Source organism: Flavobacterium sp. W21_SRS_FM3, assembly GCF_052113625.1.
Taxonomy (GTDB): domain Bacteria; phylum Bacteroidota; class Bacteroidia; order Flavobacteriales; family Flavobacteriaceae; genus Flavobacterium.
In genome coordinates this window covers 575,127-600,563 of sequence record NZ_JBGQOD010000002.1, presented here as the reverse complement: position 1 = coordinate 600,563, position 25,437 = coordinate 575,127, and the positions used below count along the sequence as shown (strand labels likewise).

Genomic DNA, 25,437 nt, shown 5'->3' with positions numbered 1-25,437 from the left:
TAAATCGTTTAAATATTTCTTTTTATAAATTCAAAAGAATTATTTAAGCGATTTTTTAATTACATGAAGTTAACTATGTCTAACGAAAAAACAGCAATTAAAGCCACTTACTTCAGTATTCTGGGGAACTTATTCTTAGCCATTATTAAAGGTTTTGCGGGTTTCTTTGGGAATTCGTATGCCTTAATTGCCGATGCCATAGAATCGACTGCAGATATATTTGCCTCTTTTCTAGTATTGTTTGGTATTAAATATTCGAATAGACCGGCCGATAAGAATCACCCGTATGGTCATGGAAGAGCAGAACCACTGATCACATTTCTGGTAGTAGGTTTTCTGATTACTTCGGCTACCATAATTGCGTATGAAAGTATCGTTAATATTAGAACACCACATAATTTGCCTAAATCATGGACCTTACTGGTTTTAGGTGCTATTATTATATGGAAAGAATATTCGTTTCGAGTCGTAATGAAGAAAAGTATACAAACGAATAGCTCATCACTTAAAGCAGATGCCTGGCATCATCGAAGTGATGCCATAACATCAGTGGCTGCTTTTATTGGGATCTCAATCGCTTTGTTTTTAGGAAAAGGATATGAATCAGCTGATGATTGGGCTGCTTTATTTGCTTCTGGTTTTATATTGTATAACAGTTATCTGATTTTTAGACCTGCGCTAGGTGAAATCATGGACGAGCACCTGTATGATGATTTAATAGAACACATACGACTGGTGTCGCATCAAGTGGAGGGAATAATAGATACAGAGAAATGCTTCATCAGAAAAGCGGGAATGAAATACCATGTTGATCTCCATGCTATCGTTAATGCGACAATCTCTGTTAGAGAAGGTCATGATCTTGCACACAAACTTAAAGATACTTTGAGACAAGAAATTCCAGAGTTAGGACATGTTTTAATACATGTCGAACCAGATCAGTCCGTCTAGTAGATGGCAATTGTCTAGCAATTAAATTAAAAAGGAATGTACCGCTAATTCATAGCTGTTCAAACCAAACCCAAGAATTACTCCTTTAGCATTTCCTGAAATGTAGGACTGATGCCTAAAGCTTTCTCTAGAATAAGTGTTGGAAATGTGTACTTCAATCACTGGAGTTGTGATTCCTTTAATAGCATCACCAATTCCTATAGAGGTATGGGTGTATGCTCCTGCATTTAAAATAATCCCATCATAATTAAAGCCGAATTCTTGAATTTTATCAATCAGTTCTCCTTCAATATTACTTTGAAAATAAGTAAAATCTATAGCGGGAAATTTTATTTGCAGACTAGTGAAATATTCTTCAAAAGTAAGACTACCATAAACTTCAGGTTCTCTCTTTCCTAATAAGTTTAAATTAGGGCCATTGATAATACAAATTTTCATAATTCAGATTTTTGTAAAAATAAAAAAACCGTTCCAATTAAGTAACGGTTTTTAAATATTGTTTTTGTTTTTTTTAGAACATAAATCCGGCTGAAACTTGGAATACTGAGTTTTTAACATCAGCATCTTTAGACGCTTCTGTCAATCCTAAACCATAACGACCTTGTAAAAAGAAGTTTTTAGTAAGGTTGATTCCTAATCCACCTGCAACGGCAAAGTCAAAAGTACTCGCGTCTTTTGTGTCAAAATTATTTCTTTCGCTTAATAAAAAGGAAGCTTGAGGTCCCACTTCTAAACTTACAGTTTTGTTTAAATAGATTTTAGCCATCACTGGGATAGATAGGTAACCTAACTCATTGTTAAACTCTTCGAACGCGTTTTTGTAGCTTGCTCCTTGAGTAGAGTACAGTAATTCAGGTTGGATAGAAAATTTATCAACGATTTTAATTTCAGCGACTAAACCTGCATGATAACTGGTAATGGCAGAGGTGTCGTAATCAGAACTATTTATTTTTATTTCAGTTCCATTTTGGTTGGCGTAATTAACTCCACCTTTTAAACCAAATTTCACTAACTGTGCTTGCGCAGTAACCGTCATGGCAAAAAGGGCTACAGCAATTATAAGTTTCTTTTTCATGTTTTTTAAATTTAAATTAATCTAATTTGAGGTTGCAATATAAAACTCTTTAGTTTAACTTATATTGTGTAATTATTAGATTTTATATCAATATTCTTTAATATTTCTTTCATAATCTATGGAGAGATAGACTAATAAAATGATGTGCTGTATGCTATTTATAAAAAGCGTTACTTTGTAATATGAACTGGGATTCTTATATTAAAAATTACCAATCTTATTTAAAGATAGAAAGAGGTTTGTCAAAGAATACTATTGAAAATTATTCTTTTGATATTGAGCGCTTGTGTCTTTTTCTGCAAAAAAATCATATCCTTATATCTCCATTGAAAATCAGTGAAGAAACGCTGCAGCAATTTATTTATACAGTAGCTACGGAGGTAAATGCTCGCTCTCAAGCTCGAATAATTTCTGGTCTAAAGAGTTTTTTTAGCTATTTAATATTTGAAGATTTGCGTTTAGATAATCCTTTAGAACTGATAGAAACCCCGCGTACCGGCAGGAAATTACCAGACACGTTATCAGTTGATGAAATAGATTTATTAATTGAGGCTATCGACTTATCTTCAAATGAAGGAGAGCGCAATAGGGCCATACTAGAAACAGTATATGGATGTGGCTTGAGAGTGTCAGAGGTTGTGGCACTTAAAATTTCGGATCTTTTTTTTGAAGAAGGTTTTATAAAAGTTACCGGTAAAGGGAATAAACAACGTTTTGTACCTATCAGTGAACTAACCCAAAAATACATTAGCCTTTATAGAAGTACGATCCGTTTACATATGCCTGTAAAAAGGGGATTTGAAGACACGCTGTTTTTAAATCGGAGAGGAGGGCAGCTCAGTAGAGCGATGATTTTTACGATTATTAAAGACTTGGCGACTAAGATTAAATTAAGAAAAAATATTAGTCCGCACACGTTAAGGCACTCTTTCGCTACACATTTGCTTGAAAATGGTGCCGATTTGAGATCGATTCAACTAATGCTGGGTCATGAGTCTATTACAACAACTGAAATATATGTGCATTTAGACCGTAGGTTTTTGACCGAAGTTGTCAATAATTACCATCCAAGGAAGAATGCAGCGAAATAGGGATGTGGTTTGATTTCAACAACTATTTCGAAGTGCCAATTTAAGTAGTTTTGAATACAGGTTGTATAAAACGCAGTGGTTTTTTTTGATTTTAAAGTTAACTGAATCTATCTCTGGTTTTATTAAATTAAATTTTTTAAAATCGTTCACCATCAGTTTTTCCAGTAATTTTCTAGTTTTATGGTGATTCAAATTTGTTGTCATTACAAATTTATGTTGACAAAGATATTTTACTTCTTTTCTTTGAAAGCTGAATGGCAAGTACAATTCTGTTTTTTTAACGTTCTTTTTTCATCAAATCAGTTTCCATTTTGGGCATCTATATCTCACATTTCGCATTTCAGACAGGAGCTTCTGGTTCCATGTTATAGATGATAGAATTAGTCATAGAAATGGAATTGTTTATGCACAATTCATTTTAAACCACTTTCTGAGATTGGGTACGGTTTTTATATAAAAAAAAATGACCAACATATTGCTGGTCATTTTTGTATTAATTATGCGTAAAGCGTTGTTATTTTGCAATATTAACCGCTCTAGTTTCTCTAATTACAGTTACTTTAACTTGACCTGGATAAGTCATTTCAGTTTGGATTTTTTGAGAAATTTCAAAAGATAATGTTGCTGCATTATCATCAGACACTTTTTCACTTTCTACTATCACACGTAATTCTCTACCTGCTTGAATAGCGTAAGCATTTTTCACACCACTAAATCCATATGCAACCTCTTCTAAATCTTTCAAACGTTGAATGTAAGAATCAAGTACTTGTCTTCTTGCACCTGGTCTCGCACCAGAGATTGCGTCACATACTTGAATGATTGGAGATAATAATGATTTCATTTCGATTTCATCATGATGCGCTCCAATGGCATTACAAACCTCTTCTTTTTCACCATATTTCTCAGCCCATTGCATTCCTAATAAAGCGTGTGGTAAATCACTTTCGGCATCAGGAACTTTTCCAATATCATGTAGTAAACCTGCTCTTTTAGCTAATTTAACATTCAAGCCTAATTCTGCTGCCATGATACCACAAAGTTTAGATACTTCGCGAGAGTGCTGTAATAAGTTTTGACCATAAGAAGAACGGTACTTCATACGTCCCACTACTTTAATTAATTCAGGGTGTAATCCATGAATTCCAAGATCAATAACGGTGCGCTTACCCACTTCAATGATCTCGTCATCAATTTGTTTGGCTGTTTTAGCAACGACTTCTTCAATTCTAGCTGGGTGTATACGACCGTCAGTTACTAATTTGTGTAAAGCCAAACGCGCAATTTCTCTACGTACAGGATCAAAACAAGAAAGGATTATCGCTTCTGGTGTGTCATCTACAATGATTTCAACTCCCGTTGCAGCTTCTAGTGCTCGAATATTTCTACCTTCACGACCAATAATTCTACCTTTTACATCATCAGATTCAATGTTGAATACAGATACGCAATTTTCAACTGCTTCCTCTGTTCCAACTCTTTGAATGGTATTGATAATAATTTTCTTAGCTTCTTGTTGTGCAGTTAATTTTGCCTCTTCAATAGTGTCTTGAATATGGGACATTGCTTTAGTTTTAGCCTCCGCTTTTAATCCTTCAACTAATTGATTTTTAGCTTCATCTGCTGATAATCCAGAGATAACTTCTAATTGTTGTAATTGACTTTTATGTAATTTATCAACTTCTGCTTGTCTTTTGTCTAAAATATCAATTTTAGCATTGTAATCTGCTGTCTTAGCTTCATAATCATCATTAACTTTCTTAGCTTTTGATAATTCGTTTGAAATTTGAGATTCTTTGTCTCTAATTCTTTTTTCTACTTCCGCTACTTTCTTGTCTCTAGAAAGGATAACTTGTTCGTGTTCTGATTTTAACTCAATGAATTTTTCTTTTGCTTGAAGAATTTTATCCTTTTTTATGTTTTCAGCTTCCACTTTAGCATCTTTAAGTATCGAGGATGCTTCTTTCTTTGCATTTTTAATCAAGTTAGAAATATTGCTCTTTTCTATGATTTTGGCTATCCCGAAACCTGCTGCAATACCTATAATTCCTGAAATAATGATTGGTAATATGTCCATGTTTGTTTAAAATTTATATATAAAAAAAGCCTACATTAGATTGATTGAATAAACTCGAAAAGACAAGTTTTGAGCTAACTCGTTGTTCAAGCTTCCAAACTGAATTGGCTTGCTATAGTAACGATGATTCGCTCATTCTAAATTGTTAGTGTTGAGTTTACCAAATATGAACTAATGTAGGCAGTATCTTAGTTTCTGTAAAGAACGTTTAATTGTCGAGATATTGATCTAAAAGGGCATTCAATTTTTTAATTCTTTCAATAGTCTCTTCACCATTGATTGCATTATCTATTTGTTTTTGTTCTACTTGAGAAGCAAATTGTAAAGCACACATGGCTAATACATCTTGTTTATCGCGTACAGCATAATTTTCTTCAAACTGCTTCATCATCACGTCAATTTTCTTAGAAGCACTTCTAAGTCCTTCTTCCTGATTCAAGTCTACCGTTAAAGGATAGACTCTGTCAGCAATTGATATTTTAATTTTAAGCTTTTCGTCCATATTTACTAGTCTGATAGTTGTGCTATACAGTAATCAATTTCACGAATTAATGAATTTATTTTAAGCTTTGTATCTCTTTTATTATCGTCACTGCCTAGTAATGAGTTGGCAAATTTAAGTGTTTCATATTGCGATTTAAGCGCTGCAATCTCATTGGATTGCGTTTGTATGATTGCTGCAGATTGTGCTAATTCGACCTTTAATTCTTGAGCGTTTTTTTCTAAACCGTTTATTTTTAGAATAAGTTTTCCAACTTTATTTTCAAGAGTATCAATTATTTCTGCAATTACACTCATTATATATTCAATTCATTACTTAATATTACAAATTTAGTATTAGTTTTTATTATTACAATATTTTATTGGTTTTTTTATTTTAAAATAGTCAAATTGTTGTATAGTAATTGTTTACGATTTGTGGTTTTTTATAAAGCATAACAAATTACTTTTTTTATCTTAGCAAAAATGTAAACGATGAGATTTTTAGCTTTTTTTCTAGTGTTTTCGGGTGCTCTTTTTGCTCAAGCAGATTACCCAAAAGATTATTTTAGTCCGCCTCTGGATATTCCAATGCGATTATCTGGTAATTTTGGAGAACTTAGACCCAATCATTTTCATGCTGGTTTTGATTTTAAAACATTGCAAAGAGAGGGTCTCGAAGTGCATGCTGTTGCTGATGGTTATGTGTCTCGAATTAAGATCTCTACTTTTGGAAATGGAAAGGCAATCTATATCACGCACCTTAATGGTTACACATCAGTTTATTGTCATTTACAAACCGCTAAAGGTCCTATAAAAGAATTTATTGATAAGGCTCATTACAGTGAAAAATCATTTGAAATAGAACTTTTTCTAAAACCAGGGGAATTGAAAGTTCAAAAAGGACAAACCATTGCGCTATCTGGGAATACAGGGTCTTCAGAAGGGCCTCATTTGCATTTTGAATTTAGAGATAGTAAGACCGAGAAAATTATTAATCCTTTACTTTTTGGATTTGATAAAGGAATTACAGATACTAAAAAGCCATCCATTTCGGCAGTATATGTTTATCCTGCTGACGCTAAAACGACTGTGAATCAATCAAAAAGACCCATCTTGCTTACGCTGTCCTTACAAAAGGACGGAACTTATCTTGCTAATAAAGTGGCAGCAAATGGTAAAATAGGATTTGGTATTACTGCAGTTGATTATGATAACGTCTCTAATAATAAAAACGGCGTTTATAAAGTACAAAGTTTCCTTAATGGTAAACCTAATTTTGGATATCAGCTTGATACTTATTCCTTTGATGACATGCGTTATATTAATGCTTTAATCGATTATCCCAAATACAGAAAAACCTATCAGAGAGTTCAAAAGCTCTTTATGACAACACCGTACAATCTGAGTTTTATAAATACCGATGATACTAATGGGATTATTACAGTGCAGCCTAATCTAACATCAGTTTGTCGTATCGAAGTTTCCGATTTTTTTGGAAATAAAAGTATAGTCACTATTCCCATTAGTTATGATGCAGCTACTGCGATTGTTGATAAAGAGGCGGTAGTTTCTAATTATTTTGTAAAAGTAGCTAAAGACAATAACTTTGCTAAAAATAATATGTCCGTTTTCTTTCCAGCTGGAACCTTTTATGAGAATTTTGATATGAATTTTGATGTGCAAGGGGATGTTTTTGTGCTACATGATGAATCTGTTCCAGTCCATAGCTATTTTACTATAACCATGGAATCCGATAAATTCACTGAGTCTGAAAAAGAAAAAGTGTATATAGCTGACATAGATTCTCGAGGTAGAATAGGCTATAACAGAACCTCGTTCAAAGGAAATGTTTTTAGTGCGAAAGTACGATCCTTAGGAAAGTACAAGTTAACAACCGATACCACGGCTCCCATAATCGCAATCACTTCTAGTATTGAAAATAAATGGATTAGTAATCAAAAATCCATTCAATTGACCATAAATGACTATGGTTCTGGTATAAAATCGTACGATGGTTATTTAAATGGAAAATGGATTTTATTTGAATATGATAATAAAACCAAAAGAATAACACATGATTTTAGTGATGCTATTGTTAGTGAAGGAGCAAATGATTTAAAAGTTGTTGTCACAGATAATGTAGGGAATTCATCTACCTTTGAAACTCATTTTTTTAGAAGTCAAAAATAACAAATAGATAGACAGCTTGAGTACCAAAACCCTTCTTAGTTATTTCTTTTTTCTCTGTATGAGCATTTCTGCAATGGCTCAGTCAGCTCAAATTAAGGGTGTTGTTTTAGATAAAAATAATCGCCCTGTAGGAGGTGTTAATGTATCCTATGCTGCTTTTGTTACAGAAACAAATGCAGATGGTTTCTATGCATTAAAGGTGCCTGCTAATAAAAAGATTACTTTGTTCTTTACTCATATTTCTTTTAAGAAAACAACGGTAGGTTTATTATTAAGAACTAATGAAGAGTATGAATTCAACTTGGTGCTCAGTAATGAAGAAGAGCAGATGGGTGAGGTTGTAGTTACCTCAGAAAATATGAAAAGAATCAGTGGTGTAACGACACTTTCGCCTGAAATTATTCGAAAAATACCTGGAGCCAACGCAGGAGTAGAGAACATCTTAAAGACTTTACCAGGTGTTAATTCTAATAATGAATTAAGTACACAATATGCTGTAAGAGGCGGAAATTATGATGAAAACCTAGTTTACGTCAATGAGATTGAAGTATACCGACCTTTTCTTGTTCGCTCAGGGCAACAAGAAGGACTTAGTTTTACCAATACCGATTTGGTTCAAAATGTAGACTTTTCAGCAGGTGGTTTTCAGGCTAAGTACGGTGATAAATTGTCATCTGTATTGGATATTACTTATAGGAAACCCAAACAATTTGGAGCTAAGATAGAAGCGAGTCTTCTGGGTGCTAATATTGCAGTAGATGCAATATCTAAAAATAAAAAATGGGCATCTATTACGGGAGTTCGATATAGAAATAATAGTTTGTTAGTAAAAAGCCAAGACACACAAACTAACTTTACGCCGGCCTTTGCAGATATTCAGACAAATGTAAATTTTCAATCTTCAGAAAAATGGCAGTGGAGTTTTTTAGGAAATATATCACAAAATAAGTATGATTATAGGCCTTTAACTCGACAAACAAAATTTGGTACCGTAGATAATCCGATGGCGCTTTCAGTTTATTATGAAGGCCAAGAAAAGGATAAATACAACACCTATTTTGGAGCTGTAAAAACTACTTTCAAAATATCTCAGGATTTGACTATTAAATTCATAGGATCTGTATTTAATACTTTAGAACAGGAGTACTTTGATATTTTAGCGCAATACCGTTTAGGGGATGTGGATACAAACATAGGCTCTGATAGTTATGGTGATGTGTCATACACCACCGGAATTGGATCTCAATTTAATCATGCGCGTAATGATCTAGATGCGTTAATTGCTAATTTTGAAGTAAAGGGATTTCAAGATTGGAGAAAAAATCAAATAGAATGGGGTGTAAAATATACAAGAGAGTCCATTAGAGATCGCGTGATTGAATGGGAAGTTATAGACTCGGCAGGTTTTTCTATTAATCCTCCTATTTTAAATTTAGCTGTTAAAGAGGAACCTTATATTGTTTATACTGGTCCGTTAGCTCCTTATCAAAATGTTCGTGCGACCAACTTTAATACTATTAATCGCATTTCAGGATATGTGCAGTGGAGTAGGAAGGGGCGTTTGGGTAATCATGAGACTTGGTATAATGCGGGTGCTCGTTTTCAAAACTGGCTAGTTACTGACTTAAATAATGAAGGTAAAAATCAATTTGTTTTTAGTCCAAGGGCACAGTTTGCTATTAAGCCAGATTGGGAAAAAGACATGCTATTTAAATTATCTGGAGGTGTTTATTATCAGCCTCCGTTTTACAGGGAGTTACGAGACGATATGGGGAAAGTACAACCGAATACTGAAGCGCAACAATCTATTCATTTTGTGTTAAGTAACGACTATAGTTTTAAAATGTGGAATCGTCCATTTAAACTGGTGTCTGAATTGTACTATAAATCACTCTCTGATGTAAATACCTACACTATTGATAATGTTCGAATTCGTTATGCCGCAACTAATGATGCGAAAGCATACGCTCAAGGATTAGATTTGCGGTTGAATGGAGAGTTTGTGCCAGGAACAGAATCTTGGTTTAGCTTTGGGTATTTGAAAACTGAAGAAAATAGTGATAATAAAGGGTATATCGCGCGACCAACAGACCAACGTTTGAAGTTTGCGATGCTGTTTCAAGATTATATGCCCACGATTCCTAGTGTTAAATTGTATTTGAATTTAGTGTACAACACAGGTCTTCCGGGAGGAGCTCCTTCTTATGCTGATCCCTATTTGTACCAAAATAGATTGAGGGATTACCGTAGAGCAGATATAGGATTTTCAAAAGTATTTATTGATGATGCATCGGGTAGATTAAAAAGTAAAAGCTTCAGAAATTTTAAAGAATTGACGTTGGGTTTTGAAATTTTCAACCTTTTTGATAATCAAAATGCCATAACAAATACCTGGGTCAGGGATGTGTATTCTAAAAATGAATATGCCATTCCTAATTATATGACAAAGAGGGTTTTTAATATAAAAATTAGTGCCAGATTATGAGGTTAAGGCTTACTATTAATGTCCTTCGCTATAATTATTTATCATATAAATAAGTTATAAAGCATTAAAGCGTTTTTAAAATTGATTACATTTGAATATATTTTTAATATTACATCACTATGAAAAAAATACATATAGCCTTAGCAAGCATTGCCGTCTTATTATTAGTAAGTTGTAAAGATGAGGTTGAAAAACCTAAAGTTATTTATGATGCTACTAATAAATCTAAAAGTGTAGCTAAAGTTGACTCTACTCAAGTGGCTATTGCTGACTTGCCAATACAAATGGAAGGAACGGATTATTTGATTCACCCAGTGGCTGATTTAAGAGTATATGAACGAGGTACTAAAGCCCGTTATGGTTCATCTAGTGTGATAGACTTAAGTTTTACGATATCAAATTACGGCGAAAATGAAATTACTGGTTATTTGCAAAATCTAAAGTTTCAAAAAATAGACTCTGATTCCATCAGGCCATTGACTGATAAGCCAGCTTTGATACAAACAGCGACTTATTTAAAATCAGTTTCTGATAGAGTCAAAAAACAAATTATGGTTTATACCATGTTTGATGTGGATACTAATAAAGATGGAAAATTAGATGCTAGCGATATCAAATCACTTTATTTAAGTGATATAAGTGGAGCACGTTTTACCAAAGTATCCGCTGATTTTCAAGAACTAATTGACTGGAGTTTAATTGAAACAAAAAATAGATTGTACTTTAGAACGGTTGAGGATACTAACAAGAACGGTCAGTTTGATAAAAATGATGTAGTACATTACAATTACATTGATTTAACAAATAACGACTGGAAAGTAGCTAGCTACGAGCCTATATAGTTTCTAGATCAAATTAATATATCACTTTCCAAGTCAGATTTCTCTATGGTGAAATCAAAACCAAGTTGCTTTACTAATTGAATTACTAGGTTTTTGTACCAGTTTTCTGATTTGGGATGAATGTAGATCTTTTCAATTAATTGATTGATATCCACATTAATCTTCAAGCCATCATTCAACGTGATTTTACTGCCAGCGACATCCGTAATTATACGAACTTCTCTTTCGTACTGAAAACTTTTTCTTTTGAATAAAAAAGGAAAGAACATGTCGTCAAACGGAATGTACTCTTTCTTATAGTCAATATAGTTTACTTCACCTATGTATTGCTTGTAGGTGTTTTCGGGACTTAATGCGTTCTGTAAACGACCAATTGTAGATTGTATCGCTAAGCCTTCACTGTTTTGAGTGAATATTTGCCACATTGCAAACGACTCGTACTCATTAATATGCCAGCTACTGATAGATACTTTTTCTCGGTGCGTCTTGTAGAATTTTAAAAAATCTGGGTTGTCAATGGATAACTTTTTAATCTCTTCATATGTAGGCTCACTAAAGGTGCCTTCGTACTGATCTTCAAACTTATCCGATCGCGACATGAACAGCTTTCTGGACATTAGTAAATCTAAAAATTTAGATAAATCCAAATATTTCCAAACAATAGTATCCGTGTCGGGAGTTAAATTAATATTAGGATTGTTAATGTACATGTATTCGAGTTTAAATAATTACTATTGCAATGGAGTATTCAAATTTAACACTCTTTTTTATTATTCGAATGATTGTAAAGTTACTAATTTGTTATAGGTTCCATTCATGGCAATAAGTTCTTCGTGGCTTCCTTGTTCTACAATTTTTCCTTTTTGCATTACGATAATAGTGTCTGCTTTTTGAATAGTGGAAAGACGGTGGGCGATAACTATAGAAGTCCTGTTTTGCATCATGTTTTCTAAAGCTATTTGTACAAATTTTTCACTCTCTGTATCTAATGCAGAAGTCGCTTCATCCAAAATCATAATAGGCGGATTCTTTAAAACGGCACGAGCAATAGACAAACGTTGTTTTTGTCCACCCGAAAGTTTGTTTCCACTGTCCCCTACATTTGTATGTATACCGCGAGGAAGCTCTTTTACAAACTCGTAAGCATTAGCGATTTTCAACGCTTCTATAATTTCATCATCAGTTGCATCTTGTTTGCCTAAGGCAATATTTGCTTTTATTGTGTCATTAAATAAAATGCTATCTTGTGTAACCAAGCCCATTAAGCCCCGCAATGATTGTAGATTCATATCTTTAATATCAATACCGTCAATGGCAACACTTCCTTCATTCACATCGTAGAATCGTGTTAATAGATTTGCAATGGTGCTTTTTCCACTACCAGATTGACCTACTAAGGCTACAGTTTGTCCTTTTTTAACAATCAACGAAAAATCTTTTAATACATTTTCTTCTTCATATTTAAAGTTAATGTTTTTAAGCACTATATCATTTTCAAAGCTGGTTTTATTTACCGCATTTTCTTTGGTTGTTATTGGATTTTGCTGATCAAGAATTTCCAATACACGTTCTGCAGCAGCATTTCCTCTTTTAACGCTATACGAGGCTTTTGAAATTGATTTAGCTGGAGTCAGAATGTTATACGCTAGTCCCATATACGCAATGAAAGAAGCGCCGTTTAATGTTTTTTCGATTAAAACCATATTTCCCCCATACCATAACAAGATAGCAATAACCATAATTCCCATAAATTCACTCATAGGCGAAGCGAGGTTTTGGCGGTTACCAATTTTATTTGATAATTTAAAAAAACGTTGTGTCGAACCGGTAAAAAGTTGATTGAAATAATTCTCAGAGTTGTAACCTTTTACCACTTTTAAACCACCTAGTGTTTCTTCGATAGTAGATAAAAAGACGCCTTGTTCTTCTTGCGCTAATGTAGATTGTTTCTTTAATTGTTTTCCTATTAACGAAATTACGTAACCTGAAACGGGTATGAAAATAAATACAAATAAAGTAAGGTTCACACTAATAGATAACATCGCTATGATAGTGAATATTATTGTTAAAGGTTCTTTTACAATAAGTTCTAAAATAGAAAGAAAGGATGTTTGTACCTCATTGACATCAGCAGATATTCTAGCGATAACATCTCCTTTTCTTTTTTCAGAGAAAAAAGCCAGAGGCAATTCCAGTGTTTTTTTGTACATCGCATTACGCATGTCTCTCAATATTCCATTACGTAAAAATGTAATAAAAAACATCGCTAAATAGTCACTTAGATTTTTTAGCAAAAAGATGGTAATAATTAATGCTACCATGATAGATAAAGTATACCCGACGCCAAAAGTATCTGTGGTATGCGTAATGTAGTAACTAATATAATCTTCGGCAAATTGTTTGAATTCCCATAATCCAGTATAGACAGGTTTGACTGTATTTCTTTTTGTTTGGTCAAATAGAACCTGCATCATTGGAATCAATGACATAAAAGAAAGTGTGCTGAAAAGAGCATACAAAACATTAAAAAAAATGTTTAAGTAAGCATATTTTTTATACGGAATTAGAAAAGAAAATATTTTCTTGAAATTATTCATGCTGTAATTTTTTACCATTAAGACCCGACAAGTTTTTTAAAACCTGTCGGGTCCGTCAGAAAAAGGTATTTTTATATTTAATTCAATTGCATGGATGCAATAATGTTTTTTATTTTTTGGTCCAAAATACTTTCAATTTCTTCGAAATCGTCAACTGAATCTAAAGTCGCGTTTACACTGATGTAAAACTTAATTTTTGGCTCTGTTCCACTTGGTCTAGCGCAAATTTTTGAGCCATCCTCTGTATAATAAATCAGTACATTCGATTTTGGTATAACCATTTCTGAAACGGATCCATCTAATAAATTCTTAGCAGTAGATGACTGGTAGTCTTCAACCATAATTACACGTTGTCCATTAATTTCTTTTAATGGATTTTCGCGCAAGTCAATCATCATTTGTGTGATTTGTTGCAAACCTTCCATTCCTTTTTTAGTGATGGAAATCAAGTGCTCTTTGTAGAAACCATTTTCTACATATAATTGTTGCAGTTTTTTGTAAACGGTACTACCATTGGCCTTAGCTTGTGCTGCAATTTCGCAAATTAATAAAGTGGCTGCAACAGCATCTTTATCACGTACGGCATCGCCTACCATAAAACCAAAACTTTCTTCGCCACCACCTATAAAATCTAATTCAGGGAAGTCTTTGATCATTTTGGCAATCCATTTAAAACCTGTTAAGCCCACTTTGCATTCTACATCATAATTAGTTGCCAGTTCCATCATCATGGGTGTAGAAACAATTGTAGAACCTACAAATTGCTTGCCATTAATCTTGCCTTCCTTTTTCCATTGTTCTAATAAAAAAGCAGTCATCAACACCATGGTTTGATTTCCATTCAGTAAGGTCATTTTGCCTTCATTGTTACGAACAGCAACTCCTAAACGGTCGCAGTCAGGATCAGTACCTACAACGATATCAGCATTCACTTTATCTGCTAAAGCTAAAGCCATAGTTAACGCTTCTGGCTCTTCTGGGTTTGGCGATTTAACGGTTGGGAAATCACCATTAGGTTCTGCTTGCTCAGGAACGATATTAACATTGGTGTAACCAGCTTGCGCTAAAGTATCAGGAACAACTGTTATAGATGTTCCATGTAACGAAGTAAAAACAATATTTAAATTCGCTTTAGCCTCAGCAGCAGTATTAAAGCTTGCATTATCGATAGAGGATTTAATAAAGGCCTTGTCAACTTCTGTATCAATATAATGAATCAAACTATCGTTAGCCTCAAATTTGATTTCATCATAGTTTAAGTTCTCAATTACATTGATGATTCCTTCATCTTCTGGAGGGACAATTTGACCTCCATCTTGCCAGTATACCTTATATCCATTGTATTCAGGTGGGTTGTGTGAAGCAGTAAGTACTATTCCGCACTGACATCCTAAATGTTTCACTGCAAAAGATAATTCAGGTGTAGGTCTCAAGGCTGAAAATAAGTAAACTTCAATCCCATTTGCTGTAAAAACATCCGCAACAGTTTTGGCCAAAGTATCACTGTTATGACGGCAATCATAAGCAATGGCAGCTTTTAACGGTTGGTTAGGAAATGATTTTTTTAAATAATTAGACAGTCCCTGTGTGCTTTTCCCAAGAGTGTATTTATTGATGCGGTTGTTCCCAACACCCATAACACCGCGCATTCCTCCAGTTCCAAATTCAAGGTTTTTATAAAAACTCTCTTCTAATTCTTTAGGGGATGATGCGATTAACTCTTTTACGGCTTCTTGTGTGTTGGTATCAAATGTAGGGCTTAGCCATTCATTAACTGCGTCTAAAATATTTTGCTTGATATCCATTTTATCTTTTATTATCTGTTTAATGTAATTGTATAATTTTTTTCGATGCTACTTACTATATATGTTCGCTTCGCTTTTGCCCTGCTTTTTGTTCTATCTTTTTTATTTTTAAAATTAAGATGTCCCTGCTATCAGGAATAGCCATTGTTATAAATTAAGTTCGCTTGAAATTTTATAGCGCTCTTCGTTGTTTTTAGTACGTAAAATAATTTCGCCTAAAAAGCCAGCCAAAAACAATTGTGTTCCCAGTACCATAGTGGTTAATGCGATATAAAACCATGGGTTGTCAGTAACTAAGCTATAACGCATATTGTTATACATATGGTATAATTTTAAAATACCAATATAAGCGGCAAGAAGAAAACCAATGATGAACATCAGTGATCCCATGGCGCCAAATAAATGCATCGGTCTTTTTCCAAATCGGGATAAGAACCAAATGGTAATTAAGTCTAGAAAACCATTGATAAAACGTTCCATTCCAAATTTTGTCTCTCCGTATTTTCGTGCTTGGTGTTGCACTACTTTTTCACCAATTTTTCCAAAACCAGCATTCTTAGCCAAAACGGGGATGTAACGGTGCATTTCACCAGATACTTCTACATTTTTCACCACAATGTTTTTATAGGCTTTTAAACCACAATTAAAATCATTTAATTGAACGCCAGAAGTTTTTCTTGCAGCCCAGTTAAACAATTTAGACGGTAAGTTTTTTGCTACCACTGAATCGTATCGTTTCTTTTTCCATCCGGAAACTAAATCGTAATTTTCAGTAGTAATCATATTGTAAAGCCCTGGAATTTCTTCAGGGCTATCTTGTAAATCAGCGTCCATTGTGATGATAACATCACCTTGTGCTTTAGCAAATCCAGCATGTAATGCTTGTGATTTTCCAAAGTTTCTCATAAACCGAATCCCTTTAACATTTGGATTTTCGGCAGCAAACTGACTGATTATAGACCAAGAATTATCGCTACTGCCGTCATCAAGGAAGATGACCTCATAGGTGTAATTATTGGCTTGCATTACTTTAATAATCCAAGTGTATAATTCTTGGAGAGATTCCTCTTCGTTAAGAAGCGGTATTAATATGGATAAATTCATTGATTTAAATTATTCTCTTGATGATGGTTTGCTTTTAAAGAAGGCAGCCAAAATTAAACCAAGTATAGCGCTGAAAAGTATGCTGAAAATAGATCCTTTAAGCTGCTCTACAATAGAAAATTGGTCTGTTTCTTTAAGTTTTGTAATTGCTTCATTGATGGCTGATGCAGGAGCATTAAATTTCTCCATAGTTTTTACCATATATTTAATAGAGTTATCTCTAATAATGTCTTTTGCAGAGGGGTCAATAAAATTAAACAAAATGATATTGAAAGCTACAGAAATCAAAATTCCAATCACAGCCGAAATAAAGTAAGTGGTAAAGGCCTCTTTAAATGATAATTGACCATTTAAATCTTTCTTTGTTTTGCTTAACAACATGATACCGATGATTAAAAAGATAGCAATACTAACAAAACCTGTCCACATGGAAGTAAATAATTCTATGTCTATAACGTACAGTGAAGTAGTAATTAGAATTGATACTACACCAGTTATAATACCATAACTTACTCCGTTTTTCTTAACAATTTCATTTACCATAGTTGATTAGTTTTAAGATTAATCCACAAATATAGTAATTCCCACTATAATGATGGATAAAAAACATTTTTTACTATTTTATAAAAAAAATGATTCAGGGAATTGTTTATTGAAAAATAATTGTAAATTTGCAGACTCAAAATAACAGTTTAAAAACAAAAAGTTATAATGAATTTATACCTTTCCGGTTAAAGGGAAAGCTTCAAAAGGATTTATAGCCAAACAATAAAAAGAATTACAAGATGAAAAAAGGTGTACACCCAGAGAATTACAGATTAGTTGCTTTTAAAGACATGTCTAATGACGAAGTTTTTATCACTAAATCTACAGCAGATACAAAAGAAACAATTGAAGTTGATGGTGTTGAATATCCAGTTGTAAAAATGGAGATTTCTAGAACTTCTCACCCTTTTTACACAGGTAAAAACAAACTTATCGATACTGCAGGACGTATTGACAAGTTCAAAACTAAATACGCTAAACACGTTAAATAATTTTAACTTGTTTTCAATTATAGTAAAGCCTTCCACTTCGGAGGGCTTTTTTATTGCATTAAAATGAACTCATAGCGGTCAAACTTCTTCAAGAAACAAATAAAAACTTTGTAACTTTGACCCTTTAAAACTTTATAAAATGAATTACATCCTTTTTGATGGCCCTTCTCGAAATGCTTTATTGCCTTTTACTTTTACACGTCCGGTAGCGGATATTCTAATTGGTATCATGACTATTCGTCAAAAATGGGAACTGTATCTAGGTTCTACGACTACAACATTAACTGAGGAGTATTTATCTGACAAGTTCCCAATGGTTGAGATGGAGGAAAACGTAATGATCAACGCTTCGATTCTTCCCAACCCTGTATTAGCCGAAATGGTTAGTAATTTATCTTCTAATCAAGTTATATTTAAAGGGGAAGAAGTAGTTGCTTTTTTTACAAATGAAGATCAAGAAGAAGTGGATTTTGATTCTTATGAAGTAATTGAATATGATGAGGAGTGTATTATGGTAAATAACACTTGGGATATTTTTTCAAAGAATGATGCTGCAATAAGAGAAGACTTTGCTTACTTAACAGAAGATAGGAAATCACAACACATTCCTGCTACAGTTAATGTAATAGGAGCAGAAAATGTATTTATTGAAGAGGGAGCAAAACTGTCTTTTGTAACTTTAAATGCTTCGACAGGTCCTATATATATAGGTAAAGATGCTGAAATAATGGAGGGTTCGGTTATTCGAGGACCTTTTGCGTTGTGTGAAGGAGCTGTTGTTAAGATGATGGCTAAAATATATGGGCCTACAACGATTGGTCCCAATTCAAAAGTAGGTGGAGAAATTAATAACTCTGTTGTTTTTAGTAATTCAAATAAAGGACACGATGGGTTTTTAGGAAATTCTGTTTTAGGGGAGTGGTGCAATATAGGAGCCGATAGTAATAACTCAAATCTTAAAAACAACTATGAAGAAGTGAAATTGTGGAGTTATGAAACGGAAGGTTTTGCTAAAACAGGACTTCAATTTTGTGGTTTGATGATGGGAGATCATAGTAAATGTGGAATCAACACCATGTTTAACACTGGTACGGTAATAGGAGTTAGTGCTAATATTTTTGGTAGTGGATTTCCACGTAATTTTGTGCCTAGTTTTTCTTGGGGTGGTGCCTCAGGTTTTTCTACTTACATTACTAAAAAAGCTTTTGAAACAGCTCGAATAGTGATGAGTCGTAGAAATATTGAATTTGATGAAAAGGAAGCAGCAATACTGTCTCATGTTTTTGAGGAGACTAAAAAATGGAGAAAAGAGTAGTGACCACTTGTTCTGTTTTTAATTTAGCTAATAAATAGTATAACTGCCACATTACTTCAATGTGGCAGTTTTTTTATGTGCTTTTTTATTGTTTTTGGATATTTTGTTTTAATAATTCGGTAATTTCCTTAAAATTATATTGTTAACACAAATTAAAGCTGTATTTGTAAGATAGTTTTTTACATCTTTTTATAGATTTAATATATTTTAAATGGTCATAGACTAGTTTTTTTTCCCCATATGTTATAGTTTTATAAAAAATTAGTTACAAAGCGCAGCTTTTGCTGATTTTTTAATAATTATTAATGTAAAATTTTTTTATGGAAGAGATTGTTGGAGTGTTAAATGATATTGTTTGGAGTAATGCATTAATCGTTTTATGTTTAGGGACGGGGCTTTATTTTACTATTCGAACACGTTTTTTACAAGTGCGTCATATCAGAGAGATGTTCCGATTGTTATTTGATGGTAAAAGTTCTGAGTCTGGAGTTTCCTCTTTTCAGGCGTTAGCGATGTCTTTAGCAGGAAGGGTAGGAACAGGAAATATAGCGGGTGTCGCAACAGCAATTGCTTTTGGTGGACCAGGTGCCATGTTTTGGATGTGGATGGTGGCTTTCTTAGGTGCTAGTACAGCATTCATAGAAGCTACACTGGCTCAAATTTATAAAGAAAAACATTTAGGACAATTTCGTGGAGGTCCCGCATTTTATATTGAGAGAGGATTAGGGGTTAAATGGTTTGGAATCTTGTTTGCCATTGTTTCCGTAATTTCTGCTGGATTGTTGCTGCCAGGGGTACAGGCAAATTCGGTTGCAGATGGTATTCAAAATGCTTTTCAATTGGATACATGGATTTCAGGAACTATGGTTGCTATCATTTTTGGTGCTATCGTTTTTGGTGGAGTTAAAAGGATTGCAAAGTTTACTGAATTTGTAGTGCCTATAATGGCTATTGGTTATATTTTAATTGTATTAGTAATTATAGCGATAGATTTTGATCAACTTCCAGGAGTTATATCATTAGTTTTCAAAAGCGCCTTTAATATGGAAGCTGGTTTTGGAGCTGTCTTTGGATTAGCAATCCAATGGGGGGTTAAAAGAGGAATTTACTCTAATGAAGCAGGTCAAGGAACTGCGCCGCATATTGCTGCAGCTGCTAATGTTTCGCATCCTACTAAGCAAGGTTTAGTTCAGTCTTTCTCTGTTTATATTGATACTTTACTAGTATGTTCAGCAACTGGATTTATGTTGTTAATCACTGGTAAATATAATGTGCAAAATCCTGCTTTCGGAACAGGAGGAGCATCAGAATTTTTATATAACGGTGCACAAAATGTTTCTGTAGGGCCAGGATTTACTCAAAGTGCTATGGATAGTGTGTTTCCAGGTTTTGGTTCGTACTTTGTGGCCATTGCTTTATTTTTCTTTGCCTTTACTACGATTTTGGCATACTATTATATTGCTGAAACAAATATCTCTTATTTAACGAGAAACTTTACATCACCAATCTATAATCACATTTTAAAAGTAGTAATGATGCTAGTTATTATGTATGGATCGATCAATCAAGCAAAATTAGCTTGGGATATTGGTGATTTAGGAGTTGGTTTAATGGCATGGTTCAATATTATCGCTATTATTTTACTTCAAAAACCCGCACTACTGGCACTTAAAGATTATGAAAGGCAGAAGAAGGAAGGTAAAGATCCTGTTTTTGACCCAGAAGATATAGGTGTTAAAAATGCACACATTTGGAATACAATAGCAAAACATAAAGAAGTTTAGGCTTCATATAAATGATAATAACTGGAAAGCTTCTAGAGACAATTAAAACTGTTTCTAGAAGCTTTCATTTTTATAATTACAAATTACTTAATTAAGTTATCTTTGCACTTTTAAAAATTTACTTGGTTGTCCAGTAGTGGGTAACCAAATTTACAAATCAATTATATAATGATTACAGTTAACGATATTTCAGTCCAGTTTGGTGGTACTACGCTATTTAGCGATGTTTCTTTTGCAATAAATGAAAATGATAAAATTGCCCTAATGGGTAAAAATGGAGCAGGAAAATCAACGCTACTTAAGATAATTGCAGGACAAAGTAAACCATCAACAGGAAATATTTCGGCTCCCAAGGATGCTGTAGTTGCTTACTTGCCTCAACATTTGTTAACGACAGATGGTGCAACGGTTATGGAAGAAACATCAAAAGCTTTTGGTGAAATCTTTAGTATGAAGGCTGAAATTGATGAAATTAATGAGCAACTGACTATTCGTACAGATTATGAAAGTGATGCTTACATGAAATTAATCGAAAGAGTTTCTGATTTAAGTGAGAAATTCTATGCTATAGAAGAAGTTAATTATGAGGCTGAAGTTGAAAAGATATTAACAGGTTTGGGATTCCTTAGAGAAGATTTTAGTAGGCAAACGTCTGAATTTTCTGGAGGATGGAGAATGCGTATTGAATTAGCTAAAATTCTTTTGCAAAAGCCTGATTTAATCCTTTTAGATGAGCCTACAAATCACATGGATATTGAAAGTATTCAGTGGTTAGAAGATTTTTTGATAAATTCAGCTAAAGCGGTTGTCGTTATATCGCATGATAGGGCTTTTGTGGATAATATTACAAACCGAACTATAGAAGTGACTATGGGGCGTATTTATGATTATAAAGCAAAGTACTCTCACTATTTAGAATTGAGAAAAGACCGTCGTATGCACCAGCAAAAAGCATATGATGAACAACAACGTATGATTGCTGATAATAGAACGTTTATTGATCGCTTTAAAGGAACGTTTTCGAAAACAGATGCAGTTCAATCTCGTGTGAAAATGTTAGAAAAGTTAGTTATTGTGCAAGTGGACGAAGTAGATACGTCAGCATTAAAATTAAAGTTTCCTGCAGCTGCTCGTTCAGGTCAATATCCAGTAATCGTAAAGGATTTAGGAAAATCTTACGGTGAGCATGTCGTTTTTAAAGATGCTAACATTGTTATTGAAAGAGGGCAGAAAGTAGCCTTTGTTGGTAAGAATGGGGAAGGAAAATCGACGATGATTAAAGCCATCATGAAAGAAATAGGCATTGATAGCGGAAGTCTAGAAATAGGCCATAATTCACAAATTGGGTATTTCGCACAAAATCAAGCTGCATTATTAGATGAAAATGCAACTATTTTTGAAACGATTGATGATATTGCTGTTGGTGATGTTCGAACGAAAATTAAAGATATTTTAGGTGCGTTTATGTTTCACGGCGATGACGTGACTAAAAAAGTAAAAGTGCTTTCAGGTGGAGAGAAAACGCGTTTAGCAATGATTAAATTATTGTTAGAACCGGTAAACTTATTGATTCTGGATGAGCCTTCTAATCACTTGGATATGAAAACTAAAGATATTATTAAAGAAGCGCTTCGTGATTTTGAAGGAACTTTAATCTTGGTTTCTCATGATAGGGATTTCTTAGACGGATTAGCAACTAAAGTTTTTGAGTTTGGAAACAAACGTGTCGTAGAGCATTTTGAAGATATTACTGGTTTCTTGGCTAACAAGAAAATGGAAAGTATGAGAGAAATAGAAAAGTAAAAAATAAAAACTTTTTTAAAAATTTGATATAGAAAGTATTGAAAAGGCATGTAGTTATTCTACATGCTTTTTTCGTTTATAAGATTTTGCGTATTAAACTATCTTCGTTTTAATTTCTTCTATTTATGTTGTTGGTTTTCAATGTTTTAATTTTGTTTTTTCGTAACTTGTAGTTTAAGTTAGTGGTAATGAAATAATTAAGGAATCATGAGGAAATCAGTTTTTTACTTAGGGGTTTTGCTTTTTAGTTTGTTTGGATTCTCTCAGTCTACACAAATAAACGAAGAGCCAGTTGCGCTAGGATTGCCTGGTGATAATCTAAACTTATATGCTGTGTTAGATATTTTTCAGCATTCTAGAACTTTAGAAGATTTTGAAAGGGCAATCAATAAAAAGGAAAACAACATTAATAACTTAGATTTAAATAATGATAATCAGGTAGATTATATAGCGGTCTACAGTTTCAACGAAGGCAATTACCATACAATAGTGCTTCGTGTAGCTTTGAATAGTGAAGAGTACCAGGATGTAGCCGTAATTGAAGTAACTAAGAATAAGTTGGGAAAAGTCATTGTACAGCTAATAGGGGATGAGGCGCTGTACGGACAAGATTATGTAATTGAGCCTTCTAGTGGTCAATCTTACTCTGAGACCATCAATCCAGGCTACATTGGGGACGATTATGATACTACTAATGTGTACTTGAACAATGTGGTCTATGTTAATTCTTGGCCAATAGTGGCTTATTTGTATTCCCCTTCGTTTTCTGTTTATTTTTCTTCTTGGTACTGGGGATATTATCCTTTTTACTGGCGACCTTGGGCTCCAGTTCGTTATTATAATTACTGGAAATTACACAATCACTATTACAAAAGTCCGTATTACCACAGAACTATTTTTGTGCGTTACCCCATTCATTATTCCTATTATTTAAAAAGAAGAACCACATCGCAGTATGTTTATAAAAACCGACTTAGTCCTGCTTATCGAAATACATATGAAGGAAGGACATACAAAAGGCCAGCAGCACCCATTCGAAGAAATACGAATCCAACAAGAACACTAACTCCTAGACAAAATCAAGATAGAAGGTCAGTACCTGCAAATAGAAGTGGGGCTACTCGAACAAAAGATCCTGGCAAAGCACAGCAAGCGGCACCAGCGCGACGCTCTGGAAATGCAACTGAAAATAGGAGAGGCGTAAAGCGTGATTAAAGTATAAAAAAATAGTGGCTGGATCGTTACTAGATGCAGCCACTATTTCTATAATCGAATTCCTGGAGGAAGTAATTCTTTGTACTCTGGATTCTTTTTGAAAAAAACAACAATTTTTGGTAGTATAGGTACTACTTTGAATTTTCTTTCAATAGCAATTGCCATAATTTCTGAAAGTAAAAGAGAAATAAACTCCTCATTTTCAAATTGATCAGGCGTATTGATTTTTGTCAAAAATATCTTTTTTTCTTGAAAAGAATATTCTACTGAAACTAACCCTTCTTCGACGGTAGTTTCAAACTGTCTTGCAAAAGTATTGTCTTTAATTTCCATGGTGATAGATCGTTCCATACGGTTTATTTAAATGAATTGTTTGTGTAATAAATAATGCTCATAGTTTATAGTGTTGAATAAATTCAACAACAATGACTGATGGATTTTGATTCCATTTTTCTTATAGTTTAATTGCAATGAAGCAACATGGTTTTTCAGTTAAGTTAGGTCTCTTTGTTTCAGTTTTTAGTAGAATAGTACTGTTAATAGGTAATCGTACTAGATGTGCAGGTCACAAAGCTTTCGAAGGGTTTTAAATGGAAAAATGATATTTCGAAAAGTTCAAAACTATTTCCGTCATTTATATCTTCATCTGAAACAATGATTACAAAGGTATCGATTTGATTATCAATATCAAATGATTATTTGGTCTATCTCATTTAGATTCCATTTTCAGTAGCATTCTTATTGTGGATACGTGTGTTCCAGCAGTGAGGCCACTCTGGATTAAATTATAATTTAATGCTAATATAATAGCGAGTGTAGGGAAGGTTTGACTAAAAAAAATTAATTTTATAGAAATTCCCGAGGCTTACTACAAGCTGCGTTGGTAAAATAGTAAATAAGAATGAGCGATAAAATACATGTTTATTTCATGCCAGGCTTGGCTGCAAGCACCTTAATATTTGAAAGGATTGCATTAGATCAAGAAGAATTTGAAATGCATCTGTTAGAATGGGAAATACCTTTGGCTAAAGAATCGTTAACAGCCTATGCAGAACGAATGGCTCAAAAAATCACACATAAGAATCCAGTTTTAATAGGGGTTTCTTTTGGGGGAATATTAGTGCAGGAGATGGCGGCTTACGTCAAGGCGAGTAAAATTATCATCATCTCTAGTGTCAAAAGTAATCTAGAACTGCCTAGAAGGATGAAAATTGCCAAGACCACTAAGGCGTATAAGTTGCTTCCTATGAAGTTGCTATTGAATATGGAAAACTTAGCTAAATTTTCTTTTGGAGAAAAGGTCAATCAACGGCTCAAGTTGTATGAAAAATTTCTTTCAGTACGTGACATTGGTTATCTGGAGTGGGCTATAGAAAAAGTGATTTTGTGGGATAGAACAGTGGTTGATAAGAATGTGATTCATATCCATGGGAGTTTAGATGACGTTTTTCCTATAAAATACATTAAAGATTGTATTGTGGTAGCAGGAGGAACGCATATTATGATCCTCAATAAATACAAGTGGTTAAATGCACATTTACCCGAGATAATCAAAGGAAAAGAAGTTCTAGTACAACAATGAT

Annotated in this window: 22 protein-coding genes and 1 other RNA gene; 11 read left to right on the top strand and 12 right to left on the bottom strand. The window is 33.6% G+C overall.

Annotated features, from left to right (window positions below; genetic code table 11):
- The first annotated feature begins 75 nt into the window (after positions 1 to 75).
- The gene (locus ACEN2K_RS06180) at positions 76 to 951 is read left to right on the top strand and encodes a cation diffusion facilitator family transporter (protein WP_441758452.1); all 876 of its coding nucleotides are present in this window, start codon (positions 76 to 78) and stop codon (positions 949 to 951) included.
- A 21-nt stretch (positions 952 to 972) separates the two neighbouring features.
- Here ACEN2K_RS06180 and aroQ read toward each other — a convergent pair whose 3' ends face one another.
- Together aroQ and ACEN2K_RS06170 are read right to left on the bottom strand one after the other, a co-directional pair.
- The gene (aroQ, locus tag ACEN2K_RS06175) at positions 973 to 1,389 is read right to left on the bottom strand and encodes a type II 3-dehydroquinate dehydratase (RefSeq protein ID WP_441758451.1); all 417 of its coding nucleotides are present in this window, start codon (positions 1,387 to 1,389) and stop codon (positions 973 to 975) included.
- A gap of 73 nt (positions 1,390 to 1,462) precedes the next feature.
- Positions 1,463 to 2,026 (bottom strand): porin family protein, encoded by a 564-nt coding sequence (locus ACEN2K_RS06170; protein WP_441758450.1) that lies wholly within the window; start codon positions 2,024 to 2,026, stop codon positions 1,463 to 1,465.
- A gap of 182 nt (positions 2,027 to 2,208) precedes the next feature.
- Between ACEN2K_RS06170 and ACEN2K_RS06165 the strand changes: the two genes are divergently transcribed.
- Positions 2,209 to 3,117: a site-specific tyrosine recombinase gene (locus tag ACEN2K_RS06165; RefSeq protein ID WP_441758449.1), complete on the top strand. Its 909-nt coding sequence runs from the start codon at positions 2,209 to 2,211 to the stop codon at positions 3,115 to 3,117.
- Between the two features lie 514 nt (positions 3,118 to 3,631).
- On the opposite strand, the gene rny is transcribed toward ACEN2K_RS06165, so the two are convergent.
- From rny to ACEN2K_RS06145, 4 genes are all read right to left on the bottom strand, one after another.
- On the bottom strand, positions 3,632 to 5,194 hold the full coding sequence (rny, locus tag ACEN2K_RS06160) for a ribonuclease Y (protein ID WP_441758448.1): 1,563 nt from the start codon (positions 5,192 to 5,194) through the stop codon (positions 3,632 to 3,634).
- Positions 5,195 to 5,244: 50 nt separating this feature from the next.
- A non-coding RNA gene (ssrS, locus tag ACEN2K_RS06155) (6S RNA) lies at positions 5,245 to 5,351 on the bottom strand.
- Positions 5,352 to 5,402: 51 nt separating this feature from the next.
- Positions 5,403 to 5,696 (bottom strand): cell division protein ZapA, encoded by a 294-nt coding sequence (locus ACEN2K_RS06150; protein WP_441758447.1) that lies wholly within the window; start codon positions 5,694 to 5,696, stop codon positions 5,403 to 5,405.
- Between the two features lie 5 nt (positions 5,697 to 5,701).
- The gene (locus ACEN2K_RS06145) at positions 5,702 to 5,992 is read right to left on the bottom strand and encodes a hypothetical protein (protein ID WP_441758446.1); all 291 of its coding nucleotides are present in this window, start codon (positions 5,990 to 5,992) and stop codon (positions 5,702 to 5,704) included.
- 177 nt (positions 5,993 to 6,169) lie between these two features.
- Here ACEN2K_RS06145 and ACEN2K_RS06140 point away from each other — a divergent pair, with 177 nt between their 5' ends.
- From ACEN2K_RS06140 to ACEN2K_RS06130, 3 genes are all read left to right on the top strand, one after another.
- On the top strand, positions 6,170 to 7,867 hold the full coding sequence (locus ACEN2K_RS06140; protein WP_441758445.1) for a M23 family metallopeptidase: 1,698 nt from the start codon (positions 6,170 to 6,172) through the stop codon (positions 7,865 to 7,867).
- Between the two features lie 58 nt (positions 7,868 to 7,925).
- Positions 7,926 to 10,352, top strand: a complete 2,427-nt coding sequence (locus ACEN2K_RS06135) for a TonB-dependent receptor (protein ID WP_441758444.1) — start codon at positions 7,926 to 7,928, stop codon at positions 10,350 to 10,352.
- A 119-nt stretch (positions 10,353 to 10,471) separates the two neighbouring features.
- Positions 10,472 to 11,194: a hypothetical protein gene (locus ACEN2K_RS06130; protein ID WP_441758443.1), complete on the top strand. Its 723-nt coding sequence runs from the start codon at positions 10,472 to 10,474 to the stop codon at positions 11,192 to 11,194.
- Positions 11,195 to 11,202: 8 nt separating this feature from the next.
- Here ACEN2K_RS06130 and ACEN2K_RS06125 read toward each other — a convergent pair whose 3' ends face one another.
- The 5 genes from ACEN2K_RS06125 to ACEN2K_RS06105 form a co-directional block, all read right to left on the bottom strand.
- Positions 11,203 to 11,904, bottom strand: coding sequence for a hypothetical protein (locus ACEN2K_RS06125; protein ID WP_441758442.1), 702 nt, complete (start codon positions 11,902 to 11,904; stop codon positions 11,203 to 11,205).
- 60 nt (positions 11,905 to 11,964) lie between these two features.
- On the bottom strand, positions 11,965 to 13,791 hold the full coding sequence (locus tag ACEN2K_RS06120) for an ABC transporter ATP-binding protein (RefSeq protein ID WP_441758441.1): 1,827 nt from the start codon (positions 13,789 to 13,791) through the stop codon (positions 11,965 to 11,967).
- A 77-nt stretch (positions 13,792 to 13,868) separates the two neighbouring features.
- Positions 13,869 to 15,596, bottom strand: coding sequence for a phospho-sugar mutase (locus ACEN2K_RS06115; RefSeq protein ID WP_441758440.1), 1,728 nt, complete (start codon positions 15,594 to 15,596; stop codon positions 13,869 to 13,871).
- Positions 15,597 to 15,743: 147 nt separating this feature from the next.
- Positions 15,744 to 16,700, bottom strand: coding sequence for a glycosyltransferase family 2 protein (locus ACEN2K_RS06110; protein ID WP_441758439.1), 957 nt, complete (start codon positions 16,698 to 16,700; stop codon positions 15,744 to 15,746).
- A 9-nt stretch (positions 16,701 to 16,709) separates the two neighbouring features.
- Positions 16,710 to 17,243: a DUF4199 domain-containing protein gene (locus tag ACEN2K_RS06105; protein WP_441758438.1), complete on the bottom strand. Its 534-nt coding sequence runs from the start codon at positions 17,241 to 17,243 to the stop codon at positions 16,710 to 16,712.
- 242 nt (positions 17,244 to 17,485) lie between these two features.
- Between ACEN2K_RS06105 and ACEN2K_RS06100 the strand changes: the two genes are divergently transcribed.
- From ACEN2K_RS06100 to ACEN2K_RS06080, 5 genes are all read left to right on the top strand, one after another.
- Positions 17,486 to 17,737: a type B 50S ribosomal protein L31 gene (locus tag ACEN2K_RS06100; protein WP_173836936.1), complete on the top strand. Its 252-nt coding sequence runs from the start codon at positions 17,486 to 17,488 to the stop codon at positions 17,735 to 17,737.
- Between the two features lie 139 nt (positions 17,738 to 17,876).
- Positions 17,877 to 19,052 carry a GlmU family protein gene (locus ACEN2K_RS06095; protein ID WP_441758437.1) on the top strand — a complete coding sequence of 392 codons (1,176 nt, stop codon included), beginning with the start codon at positions 17,877 to 17,879 and terminating at the stop codon, positions 19,050 to 19,052.
- A gap of 320 nt (positions 19,053 to 19,372) precedes the next feature.
- Positions 19,373 to 20,836 carry an alanine/glycine:cation symporter family protein gene (locus ACEN2K_RS06090; RefSeq protein WP_441758436.1) on the top strand — a complete coding sequence of 488 codons (1,464 nt, stop codon included), beginning with the start codon at positions 19,373 to 19,375 and terminating at the stop codon, positions 20,834 to 20,836.
- A 168-nt stretch (positions 20,837 to 21,004) separates the two neighbouring features.
- Positions 21,005 to 22,639 carry an ABC-F family ATP-binding cassette domain-containing protein gene (locus ACEN2K_RS06085; protein ID WP_441758435.1) on the top strand — a complete coding sequence of 545 codons (1,635 nt, stop codon included), beginning with the start codon at positions 21,005 to 21,007 and terminating at the stop codon, positions 22,637 to 22,639.
- A gap of 207 nt (positions 22,640 to 22,846) precedes the next feature.
- A complete protein-coding gene (locus ACEN2K_RS06080) occupies positions 22,847 to 23,854 on the top strand; it encodes a hypothetical protein (protein ID WP_441758434.1) in 1,008 nt (335 codons plus the stop codon).
- A gap of 48 nt (positions 23,855 to 23,902) precedes the next feature.
- Here the strand turns inward: ACEN2K_RS06080 and ACEN2K_RS06075 are convergent, their stop codons facing one another.
- Positions 23,903 to 24,187, bottom strand: coding sequence for a GNAT family N-acetyltransferase (locus ACEN2K_RS06075; protein ID WP_441758471.1), 285 nt, complete (start codon positions 24,185 to 24,187; stop codon positions 23,903 to 23,905).
- Between the two features lie 568 nt (positions 24,188 to 24,755).
- On the opposite strand from ACEN2K_RS06075, the gene ACEN2K_RS06070 reads away from it, so the two are divergent.
- On the top strand, positions 24,756 to 25,436 hold the full coding sequence (locus ACEN2K_RS06070) for an alpha/beta hydrolase (RefSeq protein WP_441758433.1): 681 nt from the start codon (positions 24,756 to 24,758) through the stop codon (positions 25,434 to 25,436).
- The last annotated feature ends 1 nt before the right edge of the window (position 25,437 follow it).